We start from the raw sequence: 20,988 nt of genomic DNA on the forward strand, positions 1-20,988 counted from the left end.
CATATATAAAACTTTCATCATTAGCTGAGTTAGGGGGAGATACTTCTGAACACAACACAGGAAGAGCAAAATGAATGTATTTGTCCCTTCCATGCGAGCCTGCTAAAAGTTATGGATGAATATTATCAAATAGATAGTAAAAAAAATTATGTAATCAAACCGTTTCAGACGTTTGGAATCAAAAAAGATAGTATACCAAGTAAAACGAAAAATTTAAAAATTCTTTATGTAACATTTTTAAAATATCCCAATACAGGGGGATTATCAAACTATATTACTTCCTTAAAAACAGGTTTTGAGAAGTATGGTCATGACGTAGATGTCATCTCTCCTACTCAAATGACAGCAGTTCATCTAGAACAAGACATTCCGCAGGCTGCTAAACATGCAAGGGATTTTATGTTACAACGATATGGTACAGCTAATGAAAAAATTATAAAAAACACGAGCTTTTTGAACGTGTTTAAGTCTTTCTTAAGGGAAAAAAAGCTAGAACAATATGATGTGTTTCATGCGCAAGATTTATTTGCTGTCTTTTTATTAGGACAACTAAATCTAGAATATAAGAAACCTCTTTTTTTACACCGCATGGGCATTTTACAGAAAGTCGATTAAAATTCGATAAAATAAAAAAAGGATCAATTGAAGAAGCGTATTTTAGTGAAATTGAAAAACAGGGAATAAGAGCATCCGATCAAATCATAACGATCAGCAATTCCTTTCATTCTCCTTTAAAAGAATACGGGGCAAAGGCAGAACAATTGATTACTGTTCATACAGGTATACCTTTTCATCAAAATTCTATATCTAAACAGAAGTGTAATGATAATCTTGTAATTTCCTGTGTTTCTCGTCTTTCTCCTAGAAAAGGCCATGACATCTTTTTGAAAGCGCTCTCGCAAATTCAACAAGATTTGTCTAATGTAGAGGTATGGATTGTTGGTGATGGTGTTATGAGAGAAAGATTAGAAAACCAAGTGCTACAACTGGGTCTCGATAATATTAGGTTCTTTGGTAGAAGAATAGATATACCAGAAATTCTTTCCTCTTCTGCAATCTATGTTTTACCTACCATTAACGATAATTTTCCTATTTCAGTTATTGAAGCTATGTTTTCTCGTCAAGCTATTATTACAACAAATTGCGGTGGCATACCAGAAATGATTCAACACGGAAAAACAGGGATCATTTGTGACCCAGGCAATGTGCAACAACTTTCCGATGCTCTTAAATTGCTTTTAAGCAATAAGGGTCTTCGTGAACGATTAGGAAGAGAGGCTCAGGCCTATTCACGACAACATCTAACTCAAGATGTGATGGTCTCAAAGGTAGAAAAAATCTATCACTCTTTTATGAGCGATATGCAGAATCTGTATGGAATGCCTTCATAGAAAGATGATGACTCAATCTATGAAGGAGAATTATTCTGAATCAAGAATGTGAAAATATTAGTTATAAATACTTTTGCTAATGGAATAGAGAGCTTTTGCCATGAGGCATCGGGGTCAATTCGGCTAATGGTAAGTATCTGTTAAAGATACTATATGAAAAACTTCAACTTTTCTATTACAATGTAATTGAATGAGAAAGGCTGAGATTCTTAATAACTATAAGGGTGTATTTCTAGATTGCCAAATACAAAAGACATTTTAGTATCACTAAAATGTCCTTTATTTCACGACTTCCTTGCAATCCGCTCTACTACCTTCTCTAACTCATCAGGTTTCAAAAACTCAATAGGGGAGAAACCTTTTTCAAACGTAAGTGAATCCGCCTCAATCATCAGTACATATTTATCATTAACCTTCGCAATATGAATCTGGTCTCCAAAATCCGCAAGTAAGGCCTTCACAGAAATATGGTCTGCCTTTAGCTTTAATTCAATCTCAGGGGTATGCTCCACAATTTGTGCGGTAGCTTCCATTACTTCTTCTGTTGTGAAATGCTCCATAATTTCACGCTTAGGACTTGCAGCCCATACTTCCATCGCTTGGTCGAAGTGTTCCCGTTCCTCTGTACCTTCTTCAAACACGTCTTCAATTTGGTCGTATACCATATCCATAACTTGTGTTTTCATAATTTCTGGCATGGAACGCTCGTACTCAACGAATTTTAAGAAGTCTTCGAAGTAGCGGGCGTGAGATGCTTGGTGGATTTTTAGTTCGCCAACTTCCACGATGCCTTCTTCTGGCATGTATGGATATTGAATCGACTTCATGTTTTTCGTTGTGATTGCCATTTCGACGTTTCGGATTAGTGTTGCTTCATCAGAAATAGAAGCGACTTTTGGTTCGAAGTCACATTTCATTACAAAGACGAACGGATCGTCGAAGTATTTGCGAAGCTTTGCTTGGGCAACGAGAAATACACCGCCGCGTACAGCGCTTGTATCAATATATGTATAAACGAGCGGTTCATTTACATCCTTAAATGTTTCTTTCGTTTCTGCAAAGCGAATGCGGTTAAATAGGTTGTAGTTCGGATTCGAATCTAATTCGTGCCCAACTTCAACGATAAAGCGGCCTATTTTTGTTGGGACTTGTTCACTTTTGGGATGACGGTCTACTTTTCGTTTTGAGATTTTTAATAATTCGCCGTCTAGAAAGTCTTTTAGTGAACTGTCCTCATATTCTTGTGCATCTAACGTTTGAAAATGTTTATAACGTTTATCTGCTTGTTCACCTTGTCCGTCTACTTGTACGACGTAAAAGGAAAGAAAATTGATTTCAAAATCCATGATTATCACCTTGTTTCGTTTCATTAACTCTTTTCAGTATAGAGATGGAGAAAACATTCGTCAATTTAAGAAAGGAAGGGGAAGCCCTTCCTTTCATATTTTTTGTTTTACATATTAAAATCCATCTTCGTATGGTGTAAGTGGGATGTTTAATTTGTTTTCAACAACGCGTAGACGTTGATTTAGTCTATTTAAGCGGCGTGATTGGCGTTCTACAACTTGTTGAAGTTGGTTTACTCTTTTCTCTATCTCATTTACACGACGTTCTAGCTCACGGCTGCCACTGCCTGGAAATGAGATAGGAATTGGAAATTGACGATTTGGGTCGTATGGATCGTATTGCTGCATAGGTTCTATATATTGTTCATATTGTAGTTGTATATCGTATTGTTGTGGGATATAAGGATTATATGGATTGTAAGGATACATAGACAACCTCCATTCTATAAATTGATTGAATTTATCATACTGTATGTGCGGGAGTGGATGGCTGACATTATGATAGGTCACCTTTTCTTTTTGTATGGCCATTAAACAGTTAGCCTTAAAATGAGTCATTATTTATTATAAATATACGTATTATAAACATAGTAAAATATTGATCGATAAAAAATTGTTTCTAATGAGCTTGTTGGTATATAATGGATAAAAAGGGTGAGATAAAATTTTTAACAAAGTTAAAGATTTTTTAGTAAATATATGTAGACATTTAAGAAAGAAAAGAGTAATTTAAAGTATGATGGAAATGTAATGATAATGTAATAAAAGTAATATTGTGAAATAATGTGATCATACATAGACTTGTTTGAATTAGAAATAGAAAAAGATAGAGAATAAAAGGAGAGAGTAGATTGTTAAAAAAGGTTCGAGGTTTGATGATAGGGGCACTATGTATAGGCGTAGTTAGCGGATGTAGTCCGAAGGCTAGTGAGGTCACATTAGTGAGTGGTGCAGGTGAGAATGTTGCACAAGCGAAGGAAGAAGTAAATAAAAGTATAAGTTTAGTAGATGGAAGAAGTGGAAAAGAAGTAAAAAAACTAGATTTAGCAAGTTTAGGTTATTTTGAAGATGAGAATAAATTTAAAAAGGAAGTTACTAAGGTTGTTAGCGAACTTGGAAAGAGTATCGATACAAAGATGGTTCCTTCTCGTATGACAAGTGATGGTAAATGGATAGAAGGGAAACCCTCTTATGAATTAATGGAAAAAGAGTTAATAGATCAATTGATGAATGTAGGATTGTGGGATTCTTCTTATCAGCTGCCGATTGTAGAGAAAAAGCCTGTAGCAAAACCAGAAGATGCAACTGGCAATGGAGCAGTTTTAGGAAGATATGAAACGAATTTAGGAGGTTCTACTGGTGGTAGAATAGAAAATATTCGTTTGTCTGCAAGCACTGTCAATGGAGTTGTATTAGGAAAGGGAGATAGATTTTCCTTCAATGCTTTAATAGGTGATACAACACCTGATAAAGGGTACCAATTAGGAAAAGAGATTATAGATGGTAAATTAGTAGATGGATATGGCGGTGGTGTATGTCAAACTTCTTCTACACTGTTTAATGCTGCAGATCAAGCAGGGTTAACAATGGTAGAGAGATCAACACATTCCAAACAAGTAGGCTATGTACCTAAAGGTAGAGATGCAACGATTGCGTATCCTTATTTAGATTTAGTATTTGAAAATCCAAATGAAACTCCAGTTAAGCTTGTGATGTACATAGAAGGTCAGAAATTAATCGCAGAGGTACGTGCTGTAAGATAAAGTGAAACTTCCATCAGTGGGGGTTTTCTTCATTCCCCACTGATGGTTAGTTGAACCAATCGAGCTTTTACGGGCAGTTATCCCCTACCTATCTTCTTCGTTTTTCTCTGAATCTTGAGGTGGGGGTCTTACTGCCCGTTAATGCGGGATAAATGTAGTAGGTCATTCCTTTAAAAAGTGTGAGTCGAAGGAATTTGAATAAAGAAAAATAACGGGTTGTAATAAAAAACAAAAAAGGTGCTTCTTATGCAAGCACCTTTTTTGTTTTTTTAAGTATATAGATGGAAACGTATGTTCCTTTTTGGTATACTTTGTGTATACAAAATAAGAAAGGAGCTTGTCCAATGAAAAAAGCATATTTTTCAATTCGTATCTATAAGAATGCACTGAATCCGAAGTATGTTGAAGCTATTGGACATGCTCTTTTCGTATTTAATCGTGCGAAGCATTTCGCTTTTCAAACGCAAGTGTTAGAAAAACGTTCTGGTACCTCCAGAAATTCTGATAGTATGCAAATTACTGTAAAATCACGATTTAGTCTGAATGACTATTATGCAAATAGTGCTGTGCAGGAGGCCAATGCGCTGTTTTCTTCTCAGACAGAATTGAAGAAATTGTATATCGAAAATAAAAATGAACAGATTAAAGCTGTAAAAAAGAAGATTAAGAAAACCAAGTCAGATTTGACAGTGCTGAATAAAATGAAAACATCTTTTATCAAAGGAAAGCCAAAGTTCAATAAAACGTCCAAAGAACAACAAATGGGACGATATTTTGTTGTGCAATTTAAAGAGAGAACGGATATTTACTATCACGCCTATCAATTTGAGCATGAATATTTAAATGTGCGTATTCAAACACTTCGTTCTCGTTTAGGTAACCTTGAATTTCGGTTGGATAGACTACAAAAATTACTTCATAGTTTAAAAAACAATGTTTCTTCTGTTGTATTTGGGAGTAAAAAACGATTCAAAGCACAACATACTGTAGATACTTATGTTCAAAATCATACACTTTGGGCTCAGGATTTTGAACAGGCTCGTTACAGTCAAATGTTGATTTCAGGTCGAAAAGACGCGAAATCAGGAAACTTTGTATTTACATACAATATAGAATCACAATCTTTACACTTTACAACACCAAACGGTGTTGCAGTTGAAATTCCGAACCTTACATTTCCGTATGGACAAGAACAAGTGAATGCAGCTGTTCAAAACCAATGGAATTGCAAAGATAAAAAGAATGCAGGAAAACCGATTAGTTGTGCAATTGAAGACCACGGGGATTACTACATTTTTAAATGTTTAATAGATATTGAAGAGAACCAAAATAAAAACTTCAGCAAATCCGATGGTGTCATTGGAGTAGACTGTAATTTTGACCACTTTGCTTGGTCAAACATCAATAAACAAGGACAACTCATAAAAACGGGTATATTATCCTTTGATATTTTAGGTAAAACATCAGAACAAATTACTAAAATCATGGAAGCAGAAGCCATTGCATTAGTTGATATTGCTGTAAAAGCAAACAAACCGATTGTTGTAGAAAAATTAAACACAACAAAAGCAAAGGTTAAGAACCCTTATGGTAACAAAAAAGCAAACATGATGATGAGCATGTTTGCTTACAAAAAGATGATTTCAGCTATTAAAAGCCGTGCTGAGAAGATGGGTATAGCAGTATTTGAGGTAAATCCAGCGTACACTTCTCAAATTGGTAAAATCAAATATATGAAACGTTTTGGTATCAGCATTCACCAAACGGCTTCTTATGTCATTGCTAGAAGAGAAATGGGATTTAAAGAAAAACTTCCACCAATTTTGTATTCACTATTACCGGAGAAGATGGTAGGTCTGCATCATTGGGCGCAATGGAAGTGGCTGTCTGGTATCCTGTCTGATTTACGTGTTCACACATTCTATCAGATGGAGCTTTCGAACCATAACAAGATTCGTTCTGTGAACGAACTTTTTCCTCCAGGGGCTCTTACAGACTTGGAAGTAAAAGGTTTGTCTAAGTTTGAAAGCAGAAAAACCATACCTTGTTGAATGGGTATGGTCTGCTAAGCATTTTGTCTTAGTTGTCCCTTTTGGGAATCCCTTCATCAAAAATCCATTAGGATTTTTGATGGGAGTAGTTCAATGAAATGATCCTTTGAGATAGGTAATCTTATATTTTTTGATTTTGTAATTTAGATTTTGTCTTGGAATTCCTAATTGTTCACTTGCTTTTGTAATATTTCCTTGGGAATCATATATTGCTTGTTCAATCATAATCCGTTCAAGATTCTCGATTTGTTCCGGCAGACTTTTGGAAAAAATAGTATGCTCTTGAATAGATGATTGATTGGCTTGCTGGATCATTTTGTTTTTAAAAGTAGGAGAAAGATGTTCAAATGAAATGGCACTTTCATCGTAAATCAGGTTCAAAGCTCCTTCCAACGAATGCTCCAATTGTCTGACATTACCTGGCCATTGGTAGTTCATGAAAAATTGATAAACATCTTCATCAATCCCTGTAACATTAACACCTAAGGCAGTCGAATGTTTGTTGATAAAATACTCTATTAAAGTAGGGATATCTTCTTTTCTATTTCGTAATGGGGGGATGACAATATTTACTACCGCTAACCGATAATAAAGATCTTCCCGTAGTTTGCCATTGGCTATAGCCTCAAGAGGATCCTCATTAATCGTAGTAATAACTCGAACATCAATATCTAAAACTTTAGATGAACCTAAGCGTTGAAGTTTTCTTTCCTGTAAAACACGAAGTAACTTTGCTTGAAGGTTCGTTCCCATAGAATTAATCTCATCAAGCAATAAAGTTCCTCCATGCGCTTCTTCAAATAATCCTGCTCTATCTGTCGCTCCGGTAAAACTCCCTACACTGGTTCCAAATAACAGTCCTTCAAGCAATGACTCAGGTAATGCTGCACAATTTTGAGCTATAAAGGGCTTGTTTTTTCGTGGGCTTTCATTATGGATGCTTTGAGCGAATAATTCTTTTCCCGTACCAGTCTCACCGAAGATTAAGACGTTCGAATTAGACCGTGCAGCTCTTCGGGCTTGTTCAGCCGTCTGCCTCAATTGTTTGCTTGAAAATATAATATTATCAAATTGGAATCTTGTATTGTTTTTTCGAGCTAACATAGAATTGGAAGGAGCAGAACTTCTTTTTGTTTGTTTTTGTAATTGAAAAATGGTTTCAGTTAGCTGTTTTTGTTTTGTAATATCTGTTGCAATCTCTAAAGCTCCCACCTTTTTATTTCCTAGAAATAAAGGAACAGTTTTTGAAAGAGTTGTGACCGATTTGCCATTGGTAGTAAAATGATTTTCTCGTTGGCTGAGTGTCTTCCCTGTGTTCAAGGCCGTAAGAAGAGTGCTGGAATTTTCTTCTATTGGCCAGGTATCCACAATTCTTTTATTTCGTACTGATGCAGGTTCAACGGTATCAATTTCCCCCATTTTTCGATTGTAAAATATAATTTTTCCTTGTTGATCGATTGCGGTGATGCCTTCTTCAAGTTGATCTAATATTACTTCGTATAAATGCTTAGTTTCATTCATTTGTTGAAGTTGATATTGCAATTGTTGGATCTGGGTATTGTCTTTGAGATTAAGAAGGTAGTAGACAGTTTCAGAATCGATTTGGATAACTGAAATATTTACAATTAACTGCCGGGTACCAAGAGAAAGTGCGATGCCTGTTTTATCTTTTTTGAATTGAAAACTTTTTTAAATTCCTCTGAAGGGAAAATTTCATAGATAGAAGTTCCGATTATGTTACTTGGACTTGATGAAAATAAACGTGCAGCAGATCTGTTTAAAGAATGGATTTCTCCTTGTTCACCAGTAAGAATCATACTATCAAAATTGGAATTCCAAACCTTATGTAAGGGAAGAACGGAAAAATCACTCATTGTGTTCACCACCTTTATAAATATTCAATGAAACAGAGAAAATATAAATAATCAGAATATTTTTAATTATACCAAAGGTAATGATCTGATTAAAACGATTCGTATAAATTTTTTGCTGGAGGTCATAGAAAAATATTTTTCTATGAATTTTTTTCATTTGGAGGATATTTTTCATATTTATATTTTATAAAATTCGAAGAAACCTTGATATAATTAGTATTTTTTATTTGGCATGAATGTTGCATAGAGAATAACTAAAAAGATTAGAGGAGGTTATTTATGAATAAAGTATCTTTACAACATATTCATGCTATTGATGTACATGCTCATCCTTTTGTTGCTAATCAAGAACCTTACACAGTAGAGGAATTCGTTAGGAAGCTATCTTTATCTGTTATACCACCCCGCTCTATAAACAACTATATACAAAATAAGAATCAACCTTTTCCAGGAATTAATATGTGGGTTCAGATTTTGATTCAACGACTTGCAAAATATTTTTCATGTGAGCCTAACTTGATGGATGTAGTAGATAACAGAAATAAATATGCAGGTGATTTTAGAGGGTATACAAGGAATTTGTTTCAAGACGCTAAGATTACTGGAGTTGTAACTGACTTTGGATATCCAATGCCGATGTTAAGTAAAGATGAGTTTGCAGATCTATGTGGATCAAAAATATGGGAAATTCATAGAATTGAACCTGTTATGGTTCATTTATGCAAAGAATGTGACCGTTTTGAGGAATTTAGTGAAAGGTATCGTATTGATTTAAGACAAGCTTTGCAGAAGTCTGATGTTATCGGTTTAAAATCGATTATTGCTTATAGAAGTGGATTGGAAATCTCAGAAATGAGTGAACAAATGGCTCGGGATCAATACCGAGAATTTCAAACGAACGACAGGGCAGAGGTGAAAGCATTTCGTGATTATTGTCTTCATATAGCGATGGAAGAATGTACAGCTGCCGACAAGGTTATGCATATTCATACTGGTATTGGAGATGGAGAAGTTGTTTTACCGAAAGCGAGTCCGAGTTTTCTAATAAACATGCTTAGGGATAAAAAATACATCGATACTAAGGTTCACCTTGTTCATGGAGGATATCCCTGGGTTGAGGAAGCTGCTTTTATTGTAAGCATTCTCCCAAACGTTTATATGGATATTTCGCTGCAAAATCCTTTCGCAGGTCATGGAGTTCAACGAATTCTTTCTCAAGTGTTTGAATTTGCTCCTTTCGATAAAGTTATGTATGGGTCAGATGCTTTTACTGTACCTGAAATGAATTGGTTAGGAGTGCATTTATTTAAGGAATGTTTCGAGACAGTTTTAAATACTTGGATTGACTCTGATTATATGAATGTGGAAACAGCCCAATGGATTGGCGAAATGGTTTTGTTTAGAAATTTTGAAAGGGTTTACAAAAAGAACCTGCAATTTAACCTGTGATTGAAGGAGGAGCTAGAGATGTCAATCGAACAATTCGGTTATAAACAGGAATTAAAGAGGACATTAACATTTTGGGATCTTGTATTTTATGGGCTGATTTTTTGGTTCCTATTGCTCCATTTGGTGTTTTTGGCTATATCTCAGACACTTCGAAGGGTATGGTCGCCCTAACTTATATCATTGGTATGATCGGAATGATTTTTACGGCCTTGAGCTACGCTAAAATGTCCCAGGCTTTTCCGATGGCAGGTTCCGTTTATACTTATGCACAAAGAGGGATTAATGAGTATGTTGGTTTTCTTGCTGGTTGGGGAATCTTGCTAGATTACATTCTTGTACCTGCTTTAACTTATGTTGTCAGCGCAGTTTCATTAGCGGGAATGGTACCAGAAGTGCCGGTTTGGTTTTGGTTGGTTCTCTTTATTTCCTTTAATACCTTCATTAATATTCGCGGGGTAGAATTTACCGCAAAAGCAAATAAAATTATTTTGGTTTTACAATTTATGGTTTTATCTATTTTTCTTATATTCGGGCTGATCGCTTTATATAAAGGAGTAGGCGGTACTAGCTTAACAATCAAACCTATATATGATTCTAGCAAGTTTAATCTACACATGGTTATGGGAGCAGTTTCAATAGCGGTGCTATCTTTTTTAGGTTTTGATGCTATTTCCACACTTTCCGAAGAGGTAAAAGGAGGCAACAAAATTGTAGGTAGAGCTACAGTTCTTACTTTGTTGATTGCAGGCGTATTGTTTATATCTCAAACCTGGGTCGCAAGTGATCTTATCCGTGGATTGAAAGTTGAAAATTTAGATACAGCTTTCTATCAAGCTGCTGAATTGGCTGGGGGTATTTGGTTAAAGAATTTGACACTCATTGCGACAGTATTTTCTTGGGGAATCGCCAGTGCACTTGCATCTCAGGCAGCCATCTCCCGACTTCTTTATTCCATGGGGCGGGATCGTAAATTGCCTTCTATATTCGCAAAAGTTCATCCGAGATTTCAAACACCATATATGAGTACTTTTCTAGTGGCTATTGTTTCTTTTTCTGTAGGAATGGCGTTTGAAAATAACATTGGGATGTTAACGAATATTGTTAATTTTGGAGCGTTGATTGGTTTTCTTATATTGCATATTTCAGTAATTAATCATTATATCATTCGTCAAAAATCAAAAAAATTTATTCAACACCTTGTATTTCCTCTTTTTGGGTTAATTATTATCAGTTATGTAGTGTATGGAATGGATCGGCTTGCGATTGAAATCGGATCTGTTTGGCTTCTTATAGGGGCTATATATATGTTTGTGCTTCAAAAAGTGAAAGCAGGGAAGATAGAAATTGAAAAAGGGGGGCTGAACACATTGAAAACCATTGAAAAACAAGACATAGAATTGAGTAAGGAAATGACAGAACAGTTGACTCGTATTCGAAGGCATATTCACCAATATCCAGAACTTTCTTTTCAGGAATACGCTACGTGCGAGTATATCATTTCGTGCTTACAAGAATGGAAGATTCCGTACGAAAAAGTTGGAGAAACAGGAATTGTCGTTGATATTATCGGAGAAATGGGAGAGGGATTGCATATTGGGGTGCGGGCAGATATCGATGCGTTGCCGATTGAAGAAAAAACGGGTCTTTCTTTTTCTTCTCAAAATCATGGAGTCATGCATGCTTGCGGGCATGATGGTCACACCGCTATTTTATTAGGAACAGTCTATCAGTTATTTCAATTCAAACATAGATTTAGTGGACGAGTCCGTTGTATTTTTCAACCGGGTGAAGAAGCGGATGGCGCCGCAGAAGAAATGATACAAAAAGGAGTGATGGAAAATCCTTTGATCGATGAAATGATTGCCCTTCATTTATGGCCTCATTTACCATTCGGAACAGTTGGTATCAAATACGGTGCAATTACGGCCTCTTGTGATAATTTCATGATTGAAATAGTGGGAAAAGGGGGACATAGTGCACGTCCGCACCAAGGTATTGACGCAATAGCCATTAGCGCTAATGTTCTTCAGGCCCTTTCTCTTCTTGTCACGAAAAGTCATAATCCTATTGAGCCGGTAGTGGTTCATGTCGGGAAAATTCAAGGCGGGACGGCAAGTAATGTAGTTGCTGATCAGGTAGTACTAGAAGGCACAACAAGAACCATAACTATGGAAACAAGACAGAAGATAAAATCACAAATTATTCAACTGGTTGAAGGTATAGTGAATTCGTATGGAGCCAAAGCCAATGTTACATATACATATAGCCATCCGCCGGTGATAAATGACGAAGCATTAACTCATAGCATTGAAGAAGGAATAAAGGAATTATTAGGTGCGAATGCAGTTTATGTATTGAAAGATCCCTCAATGGGTGCAGATGACTTTGGCGCATTTGCTGTAAAGGTTCCGAGCACCTATTTCCGATTAGGTATTAAACAAACAGATCAGCCTTGTTATGATTTACATCATCCTGAGTTTCAATTTGATGATCAGATTATTGCGGTTGGCGTTAAGATCTTTACTTATAGTGTACTAAGAAGATTACTAGAAGGGGGACAATCAACATGTTAACAAAAGAAAACGTTTTAAAAATCGTCGAACAAGAAAATATTGAATTTATTCGAGTGGAATTTTTAGACTATGCTGGTATGACAAGAGGAAGAACAATCCGTACCTCTCAACTTAACAGCGCAATGGAAAAAGGAATTAACTTTAGTACAGCAATTATGAGTTTCGATTGTTTTGATGAATATATTCCCAACCCTACGTATGGAGCAAACGATGGAGATTTCTTTGCGGTACCTGATCCAAGTACCTTCGCTATCCTTCCTTATCGGAAAAATACAGCAAGAATGCTTTGTGATTTAGTCGATGAAAACGGAGAACCATGGGAGGGATGTCCAAGAAGCGCATTGAAACGCCTGCTTTCAGAAGCGGAAACACTCTTAGGCGGAAAAATGTATATGGCATTTGAACAGGAAGCTTATTTACTGAAAGAAATAGATGGGAAGCTTGAGCCGGCAGATAAAAGCCATTGTTTTTCTACAGACGGCATAGACATTCAAGAAGATTTTGTTCAAGATTTTGTTTATTCCTTGGAAAAGATGGGTGTTCAAACAGAACAAATTTCCAGTGAGTATGGCCCTGGGCAATTAGAGATAAATTTGAAATACGCTCCTGCTTTGAAAGCGGCGGATGATCAAGTAACATTTATGCATTTATTTAAACAGATTGCTAGGGACAAGGGGATGGTCGGCACATTAATGCCTAAACCATTTCAACACTTACCGGGCAATGGACTGCATGTTCATATTAGTATATTTGATAAAATTGGTGAGAATATCTTCCAGGATGCCACAGATTCAAGAGGGTTGGATATGTCTGAAAAAGCGTATCATTTTATAGGGGGCTTCTAAAACATGGAGCATCTTTAATTGCAATCGGTGCCCCTAGTATTAATTCGTATAAACGGATGCAGTCAGGATCTTGGGCACCAGCCCACATCTGCTATGGAGCCAGAAATCGTTCGGTATTAGTAAGGATCCCTGACAAAGCAAGGGCAAGAAGATTTGAATTTCGAGGTGCTGATGGAACGTGCAATCCGTATTTACTTGCAGCCTGTTTAGTAGCTTCAGGCCTACATGGTATTCAAAACAGAATGGATCCAGGTGAACCGATGGATGTGGATATAAGTAAGTTAGATGATATTGAATTAAAAGAAAGAGGAATTTCCTGGGGACCGAGAAACTTAAATCAAGCAGTAGGCCATTTAGCAGAAGACACAATTTTGGCTGAAACTATTGGAAGATCAATTTGGGAGGAATTTATTAAAATTAAAAGATCAGAATGGGATAAATATATTAGGCAAGTAAGTGATTGGGAATTAAGGCTATTCTCTTCCAGGTTCTAAATAAAAGGATACGGTTGGAAAGGGAATATGTAAAGGATCAGATCATTACAAAAAAGTTCCTATTATATGGACTCTCATAATCCTAAAAGATAGTAAATGTACTATGAGATAAGGTTTCTACCTTATCTTTTTTATTTTAAGTATAAAGATTCATCTTTATATCTGTCCGGTTAATTCTATATGTGGTAATCTTTTGTATTTGATTAACGTGATATAAAAGAAATTTAGTAAGGCGCGAATTCCTAGAGAAGTAGCGTCTTTTTTATCCCGTATTAACGGGCAGTAAGCCCCCCACCTTAAGATTCAGAGAGAAACGAGGAGGGTAGGTGGGGGATAAAAAACCCTCCACTGATGGAAGTTTCACTTTATGTGTTAAAGAGCAGACTGGTTACAAAAAGAGGAATAATAAGGTATTTTGTCGAATGAGTTTTCGTAAAATAATGAATTGAAAAAAGTTAATGCGTATTACAGTAGACGTTGTAGCTAAAAAAGGAGTATTTACATTGGACAAAATAAAAAAATTATCAATTCCAAATAACGTAAGAGTCATTGTTATTTCCGATATTCATGGAGAATTAGAACTTTTCAAAGCGTTATTAGAAAAAGTTAATTTTAGCACAGAGGATTACTTAATCATTAATGGTGATCTTTGTGAGAAAGGCAGTAACAGTAAAGGTGTTGTAAGCTATGTAATGGAACTTTCAGCTAAGAATCCAAAGGTTCATGTGATAGAAGGGAATTGTGATACTTTAGTTGAAGAGCTTTTAAATGAAAATCCCCAGTTAGTAAACTATTTATGTACGCAGCGGCATTCTATATTGAATGATTGGCTTGAGTGCTTAGGGTATTCTGTGAGCGAAGATACAAACATCCGAGAGATAAAGGGAATATTAACAAGTCATTTTTCAAAAGAAATGAAGTGGCTTACAGAATTACCAACTGCTATTGAAACAGAAAACTATATTTTTGTTCACGCAGGACTAGAGGACATAGAGAATTGGAAAGATACAGATCGAGATGTTGCTATTACACTGCCAGCATTTTTACATAAGTCACATCGTGCGAACAAATATGTAATAGTGGGACATTGGCCAGTAGTTAATTATTCTTCAGATGTGCCAGTTGATAATCCGATTATAGATCAAACCAAAAAAATAATTGCAATCGACGGTGGAAATGCAGTCAAAGAAACGGGTCAATTAAATGCATTTATTATTCATACATCATCTAGTGGAGATATATTTTCATATACATATGTTGATCGTTTTCCAAAATGTAAATTGTTGGAGAATTTTAGTGCGGAACGTATGATGGTTGGTTCTATTACATATCCACGATACGATATTGTTCCAGTCGAAAAAGGTGAACACTTTACTCTATGCAAACAGCTAGAAACAAAGCAACTAATTTACGTTAAAAATGAATATATTCATCAAAATGAAACGGGTCATTTCACTGCAAAAACAGATGTTTCCTGCGCGCAAATAAGTGTAAGTAAAGGAGATAGTGTATCAATAGTCGATGATAGCTGTACAGGATATAACTTGATAAAAAAAGATGGTGTAGTCGGCTGGGTGGCTAAAGATATTCTTGGTAAAAACAAATAAGTTACTTTATATATGAAAAGGGGAATTGTAAATTGGTTCATCAACTGGAAATAGAAGATGTGAAAATAATTGATGAAGATATTGAAGAGCTTTCAGAACTTTTGAGAGTAGTAGTGGATGACGGGGCATCAATAGGTTTTTTACCGCCAATGAAACAAGAAGAAGCGATAAAGTATTGGGAAACCGTGTTAAGTCCTGAGGTTATACTATTTATTGCAAGGATAAACAAGGAGGTAGCAGGCAGCGTACAATTGCATTTAAGTACGAAGCAAAACGGAAGTCATCGGGCTGAAATTGGAAAATTAATGACTCATTCTAAGTTTAGGCGTAATGGAATTGGACGTGCACTGATGCAAAAAGCAGAAGAAAGAGCGAATCAAGAAAATAGATCTTTGTTAGTATTAGATACAAGAGAAGGAGACCCTTCTAATAAACTATATACATCATTAGGCTTTGTTGAAGCGGGGAAGATTCCTCGCTATGCTGAATCGGCAAACGGAGAATTACATACAACGGTTTTTTATTATAAATGTATTTAGTACCTTTTTATATTTCCGTAGTCTTTTCAGAATAAATTAGTTAAAAAGAAAAGACTACATACTATACGCGAAAGGGTATAAAACCGAGGAATTATATAAGGGGTTAATTGGTTTTGGAGGAGGACATAGCCCATAGCGGGAGACGTATCCGCAGATGTGAATCATCGAGGTGTAGCCTTGGAATAAAGTTTGATCAAATTGAAATTAATAGCCTTGATAAACGAACAAAAAGAAAGAGCGTGTTTTTGAAAAAAGATTGATTAAAACACGCTCTTTATATTTTCAATTAAATGATTCTTTTATAAAAAAGTTTGATCATTTCTATGATCTTTCCTCCATTAAATCGCCCTTTAATTAAATAACGACTTGTTTCTATTAGCTGGTTTAGTTAAAGAAGGCCTCAAATGGGTATGTAGTCAACATAAGCGATGTTATCAGCAATGAAAAAGGATCTTCATTTGAAGATCCTTTTATAATATCTATAAATCATTATTTAAAATTTCCCACATTTTACACATTTACCTCTGGTTTGCTTCTGATAATTCCAGGTAGCTCCAGTGATCGCGATACCCAGCAACAACCATCCTCCATATACTATAGATACCAACAAACCTTCGTCATCGAAAGACATTGGTCCATTCGAAAGACCTAATACCTCCAAAAGAGATCCCAATATTGCCAAAAATCCCATTGAAACTGTCATAGATGCAGCAACCCAGCCTCCGGTGATTAGAATGAATCGAGGAACTTTTTCCCAGCAACAAACGGTACCCACTTAGGAAAAATACGCCCCCATTTTTGTACAAGAGCAAGACAAAGCAATGCACAAGCGCCAAATACTAGCATTTCTCCATAAGCAGAATGTTGACTGAAATTTTGGCCACCCCCTAGGGTGCCACCGAAGGACCAATAAAGTTTCAATAATGGATATGGAAAAGATAGTACAAACGCAGCATAGCCGAACCAAATACGGTCAGATTGGGTTTTCACTGAAGGCCCTTGACCACATACAATGCATGCTCCTCGGGATATACGTTGAAAAGAGAGAGTTGCTGTAGCAAGCAGTATGGCAGCTATGAGGCTAATGGTTCTGGTTGCAAATCCTGGCCAATCCACAACAGGGGGCAAACCGGGGATTCCAAGTACAGCAGCTGTTCGTAATATGTCAAACACAATACCGCCTGATGACCAGACTAACATAAAACAAGCTCCCCATGTGCTAATTAGCAAAAGAAAACGTGGCGTTAAACTTTCACGCTGCCAGTTAATAGATAGTGCTAGTGCAATCATTCCTAAGATTGAAGCAAATACCGTAATTCCTACTGGAGCAAATCCCATTGTGTAATCCGGTGCTTCAGGTAAAAAGGATTTCAATATAATTGCGAATAGTGTGATAGAACTTGCTCCAATTGCAAACCACGCTTTAATATTCGATTGAACAACCTTGGTTTTACTGTCCACCTTGGTAACTTCTTCTCCATTGAAATTAATCATTAATGAGTCACCTCATTTTATTTTTCAAGATTGTTACCAACCTTTTTGCTTTTACTATAATTCCTTTACGATAATCAACAATGAAGGCAGATCACTAAGGACATTTTCAATCCCTTACTTCTCGGTTATTAATTTAAGTTTATATAAAAACTTCAGTTGCTAACATAGCCTCAGGAAGTATTTTCCAATACAGCTATGGTCTTAATTAAATTTTAAATATCAAGACTTCAATTTTTTCAAAACGGTTCAACTTTATTTCAATGCTGCATTAAGACTTAAAAAACTAATTTTCTGTAAGTATTTTAAGAGATAAAAAACAACTGTTTACGGTATAAAAATAGTGCTATTATCAAGAGGGATTTTTTACTTCCTCTTAGGATAGCACTACACTACATTCGTTAAGTTTTTAGTGCAATCTTTGATAAAAAATTTAAAAAATAGTGTAGTGCTTTGAGAAAAAAGAAAAATCTTTAAACAAAAGAAATCTCTACTTCCGAAACAAATAGTGGGGATTTTTGGCATTTTAATGGACTTAGGGAAATGAATAAAAAATCGTTGCTTATTCAAGAAAAGCATCTGTTAGTTCAAGTGAAATTCTTCACAATTTAAATATAAAAAATTACCTCCTGCTATTTATTAAAACCTTTACCTAATTAATGAAAATTATTATTAAAGTAGTCCCTATTAGTCACCATGTTGACATATTTTTAGAAAACATGGTATTCTATAATTGTAAACATGGTGACTAATTTAAAGGGGAGCTAAATATGGATATCAACTTTTTAATGAAAGAACTACATTTTATGCAGCAAAGTTACGCAACTTTGTTTTCGGTTGTCAATAAGGTTCAAACTCGAGGGGACGAATACATGGAGATATTAACTGCCCGACAACACATGGCTCTGATTGCTATTGCACATTTACCAAGTGAAAGCACTACACTTATTAATATCGCTAAAAAGCTAGGTACAACAAAGCAAACCGCTAACAAGTTGACTACAAGCCTTGTGAAAAAAGGTTATGTTAAAACTATGCCGAGTAAAATGGATAAACGTTCTATCAATATCGAGATTACCCCCGAAGGAAAAAAAGCGTTAATTGCTTGTTCGGAAAAGTCTACCTATTTTTTAGCGGATATGTTTCACGATTTCACAACTGACGAAATTAAAACATTTTGGAGATTATTACAAAAGCTCTATCGCTTCGACGGCGAAGAACAAGACGGTTTTGAAGAAAATGCAAATCTTGAAGTTGAAGAGCAGGCACAGTTAAACTCAGATAGTTATCAGGAAAAAGTTTTGGCGGAGTTTTCAAAACGTCGATATGGGGGTGCAGAATGTGAGTGAATCCTATATTAGTAATATTCTTCATCAGAAAGCAAAAGATACTGAGAATAAGATTAAAGAAAAAACCTATTATGTTAAGAATAAAGTCCGGCAATCTATTTCTCAGGCCAAGCATAAATTTCATCGCAATAAGAAACTAAACTGGGTTGGCAATTGTGTATCAATTGCTATTGCGCTACTCATCATCGCCGCTTCTTGGCTAACCGCAACAAATTGGCTATTTTGGATAGGTGTAGCAAGCATTGTAAGTAATGCCTTATTGCTCATTATTACCGTTATCAAAAAATGATCTAAGAAAGGAATACATACTATAGGTACTATTGTTTCAATTTATTATTATGAATAACAGATTTTAAAATATTCCCTGTTTTATATAAAATTATTGAGAAAATCTTACTTTCATTAGGTTTATAGAAATTAGAAAGGTAAAATATTATCTCTTCTAGAATTATTCGTACATTCGAAATAACTCTAGAAGAGGAGAGTGATCGTTTTGTTGAAAAAAGTTGTCGCGGTTGCAACGGCAATTCCGTTGGTTTTTGGTATTATGTCCACTGCTTCTGCAGTAGAGGAAACACAAGTAAAGGTACAGGCAGTTTCGCCTCAAGTACAGGCAACCGAATATTTAAAAGCGAACGCTGCTCAGTATTCTTTAAAGGCGGATTTATCAGATTTGCAATATGTTTCTACGACAGATACACAGGTGGCATCTTATGTTAGATTTCAACAAACAGTAAATGGATCTCCTGTGTTTTCTAGGCAAGTAACCGTTACGCTCAATAAAGGAGGACAAGGTATACTAGCAGTTTCAGATTATCTTCCTGTACAGAGCGTCAAGCAAATTAAGCAGAAATTGAGTGAAAAGGAAGCAGAAGGAAAATCTAGTCAGTATATTGAAGCTGACGATCCAAATATATGGGCTCCGACTACGCGTGAATTCGGATATATGGTCGAAGAAGGTGTAGCAATTCCAGTGTATCGGATTGTCATTCACTCCCAAAAGCCGTTCGGTGCATGGGAAACATTTATTGACGCGGAAAACGGAAAGCTGCTTAAGAAAAAAGACTTAAACCGAAAAGCAGAAGGGCAAGGAAAAGTGTTCCTGCCAAATCCTGTAGCAACGAGTGGAAGTTTGGTTGGGCTGGCTGACAATAATGATGCAGACTCTACTGCATTAAATAATCAACTAAAAACGGTCACTTTAAAAGGACTTAATGGATCAGGATATTTGATTGGAGACTATGTGACGATTACGTCGAAAGTAAAAACGTATTCTGCCTCTCTTCAATATAATTACACACGTTCAAATGATAGATTTGAGGATGTTATGGCATATTATCACATTGATACTTTGCAACGGTATATACAACAGCTAGGCTTTAATAATATTAACAATCGTTCTATTAAAGCGAATGTGAATACATATAAAGCCGATAATTCTTTTTATTCCCCTTCGACTAAGGCGCTGACATTTGGTTCCGGCGGAGTTGATGATGCGGAAGATGCAGGGGTTATTGGTCATGAATATGGTCATTCCATTCAAGATAATCAAGTTCCTGGGTTTGGAAATTCTTCAGAAGGCGGAGCCATGGGAGAAGGCTTTGGGGATTTCTTGGGAGCTACTTATGAAGATGCTGTATCAAGTACAAGTTATGGAAAAGCGTGTATCGGAGAATGGGATTCGACTTCTTATTCAAATACGAACCCAACTTGTCTTCGCAGATTGGACGATAATAAAGTGTATCCAAAAGACATTGTAAATGAAGTTCATGCGGACGGCGAAATTTGGTCGCAAGGTGAGTATGATATGGCGCAAGCTTTTGGCCGCGATATTGCGACAAAAATCATTTTGCAATCGCATTGGTCCCTTACTCCTAACGCTACGTTCCGTGACGGTGCGAGAGCGATTAAACAAGCGGATGCTCTTCTTTACGGAGGACAGCACGGCACGGAAATTGATCGTATTTGGACGGCGCGGGGCATCAGTACGAATTAGGAATTGTCAGAAGTGTTTTGTCTAATTAGGTCATGTTGTTTTCAGTGAAGCAGAATTTTATTGTTAACAAAGAGCGCATTGTAATAGAAGATAAGACAACAATGTATACTTGTCATAGTGATACGTATGAGAAGCCGCTGACAAATGCAGAGGGAATTTGAATGGAATTCTAGAAGATAAAAGGATATCGACATTTGTTGATATCCTTTTTGATATTGTT

At 36.0% G+C, this 20,988-nt stretch carries 14 protein-coding genes and 2 pseudogenes; 11 read left to right on the forward strand and 5 right to left on the reverse strand.

Features of this window, described 5'->3' with window-relative positions; all coding sequences use genetic code 11:
* The first annotated feature begins 39 nt into the window (after positions 1–39).
* Positions 40–1,391: pseudogene (locus ACEWFJ_RS11220) on the forward strand (glycosyltransferase family 4 protein).
* 284 nt (positions 1,392–1,675) lie between these two features.
* Here the strand turns inward: ACEWFJ_RS11220 and ACEWFJ_RS11225 are convergent.
* Together ACEWFJ_RS11225 and ACEWFJ_RS11230 are read right to left on the reverse strand one after the other, a co-directional pair.
* Positions 1,676–2,737 (reverse strand): DUF3900 domain-containing protein, encoded by a 1,062-nt coding sequence (locus tag ACEWFJ_RS11225; RefSeq protein WP_473692190.1) that lies wholly within the window; start codon positions 2,735–2,737, stop codon positions 1,676–1,678.
* 114 nt (positions 2,738–2,851) lie between these two features.
* Complete coding sequence (locus ACEWFJ_RS11230) at positions 2,852–3,166, reverse strand: hypothetical protein (protein ID WP_473692192.1); 315 nt, start codon at positions 3,164–3,166, stop codon at positions 2,852–2,854.
* 422 nt (positions 3,167–3,588) lie between these two features.
* On the opposite strand from ACEWFJ_RS11230, the gene ACEWFJ_RS11235 reads away from it, so the two are divergent.
* Together ACEWFJ_RS11235 and ACEWFJ_RS11240 are read left to right on the forward strand one after the other, a co-directional pair.
* Complete coding sequence (locus ACEWFJ_RS11235) at positions 3,589–4,500, forward strand: VanW family protein (protein ID WP_473692194.1); 912 nt, start codon at positions 3,589–3,591, stop codon at positions 4,498–4,500.
* Between the two features lie 344 nt (positions 4,501–4,844).
* A complete protein-coding gene (locus ACEWFJ_RS11240) occupies positions 4,845–6,551 on the forward strand; it encodes an IS200/IS605 family accessory protein TnpB-related protein (protein ID WP_473692196.1) in 1,707 nt (568 codons plus the stop codon).
* A 90-nt stretch (positions 6,552–6,641) separates the two neighbouring features.
* Here ACEWFJ_RS11240 and ACEWFJ_RS11245 read toward each other — a convergent pair whose 3' ends face one another.
* Positions 6,642–8,093, reverse strand: coding sequence for a sigma-54 interaction domain-containing protein (locus ACEWFJ_RS11245; RefSeq protein ID WP_473692198.1), 1,452 nt, complete (start codon positions 8,091–8,093; stop codon positions 6,642–6,644).
* 83 nt (positions 8,094–8,176) lie between these two features.
* The gene (locus tag ACEWFJ_RS11250; RefSeq protein WP_473692200.1) at positions 8,177–8,425 is read right to left on the reverse strand and encodes a PAS domain S-box protein; all 249 of its coding nucleotides are present in this window, start codon (positions 8,423–8,425) and stop codon (positions 8,177–8,179) included.
* A 279-nt stretch (positions 8,426–8,704) separates the two neighbouring features.
* On the opposite strand from ACEWFJ_RS11250, the gene ACEWFJ_RS11255 reads away from it, so the two are divergent.
* The 5 genes and pseudogenes from ACEWFJ_RS11255 (at position 8,705) to ACEWFJ_RS11275 (ending at position 15,932) form a co-directional block, all read left to right on the forward strand.
* Positions 8,705–9,874, forward strand: a complete 1,170-nt coding sequence (locus ACEWFJ_RS11255) for an amidohydrolase family protein (protein WP_473692202.1) — start codon at positions 8,705–8,707, stop codon at positions 9,872–9,874.
* Positions 9,875–9,945: 71 nt separating this feature from the next.
* Complete coding sequence (locus tag ACEWFJ_RS11260) at positions 9,946–12,447, forward strand: amidohydrolase (protein ID WP_473692204.1); 2,502 nt, start codon at positions 9,946–9,948, stop codon at positions 12,445–12,447.
* Positions 12,441–13,786, forward strand: a pseudogene (locus ACEWFJ_RS11265) (glutamine synthetase family protein). The gene ACEWFJ_RS11260 and the pseudogene ACEWFJ_RS11265 overlap by 7 nt, the downstream one beginning before the upstream one ends.
* Positions 13,787–14,289: 503 nt before the next feature.
* Positions 14,290–15,393, forward strand: a complete 1,104-nt coding sequence (locus ACEWFJ_RS11270; RefSeq protein ID WP_473692206.1) for a metallophosphoesterase — start codon at positions 14,290–14,292, stop codon at positions 15,391–15,393.
* A gap of 32 nt (positions 15,394–15,425) precedes the next feature.
* Positions 15,426–15,932: a GNAT family N-acetyltransferase gene (locus ACEWFJ_RS11275; protein ID WP_473692208.1), complete on the forward strand. Its 507-nt coding sequence runs from the start codon at positions 15,426–15,428 to the stop codon at positions 15,930–15,932.
* A 729-nt stretch (positions 15,933–16,661) separates the two neighbouring features.
* On the opposite strand, the gene ACEWFJ_RS11280 is transcribed toward ACEWFJ_RS11275, so the two are convergent.
* Positions 16,662–17,426 (reverse strand): hypothetical protein, encoded by a 765-nt coding sequence (locus ACEWFJ_RS11280; protein ID WP_473692210.1) that lies wholly within the window; start codon positions 17,424–17,426, stop codon positions 16,662–16,664.
* 767 nt (positions 17,427–18,193) lie between these two features.
* Here ACEWFJ_RS11280 and ACEWFJ_RS11285 point away from each other — a divergent pair.
* The 3 genes from ACEWFJ_RS11285 to ACEWFJ_RS11295 all read left to right on the forward strand — a co-directional run bounded on the left by ACEWFJ_RS11285 (position 18,194) and on the right by ACEWFJ_RS11295 (position 20,768).
* Positions 18,194–18,772 carry a MarR family winged helix-turn-helix transcriptional regulator gene (locus tag ACEWFJ_RS11285; protein WP_473692212.1) on the forward strand — a complete coding sequence of 193 codons (579 nt, stop codon included), beginning with the start codon at positions 18,194–18,196 and terminating at the stop codon, positions 18,770–18,772.
* Positions 18,765–19,061: a hypothetical protein gene (locus tag ACEWFJ_RS11290; protein ID WP_473692214.1), complete on the forward strand. Its 297-nt coding sequence runs from the start codon at positions 18,765–18,767 to the stop codon at positions 19,059–19,061. Before ACEWFJ_RS11285 ends, ACEWFJ_RS11290 begins: the two co-directional genes overlap by 8 nt.
* Positions 19,062–19,319: 258 nt before the next feature.
* The gene (locus ACEWFJ_RS11295) at positions 19,320–20,768 is read left to right on the forward strand and encodes a M36 family metallopeptidase (protein WP_473692450.1); all 1,449 of its coding nucleotides are present in this window, start codon (positions 19,320–19,322) and stop codon (positions 20,766–20,768) included.
* Positions 20,769–20,988 lie beyond the last annotated feature (220 nt).

It is taken from the genome of Bacillus sp. EA-CB0995 (genome assembly GCF_055814245.1).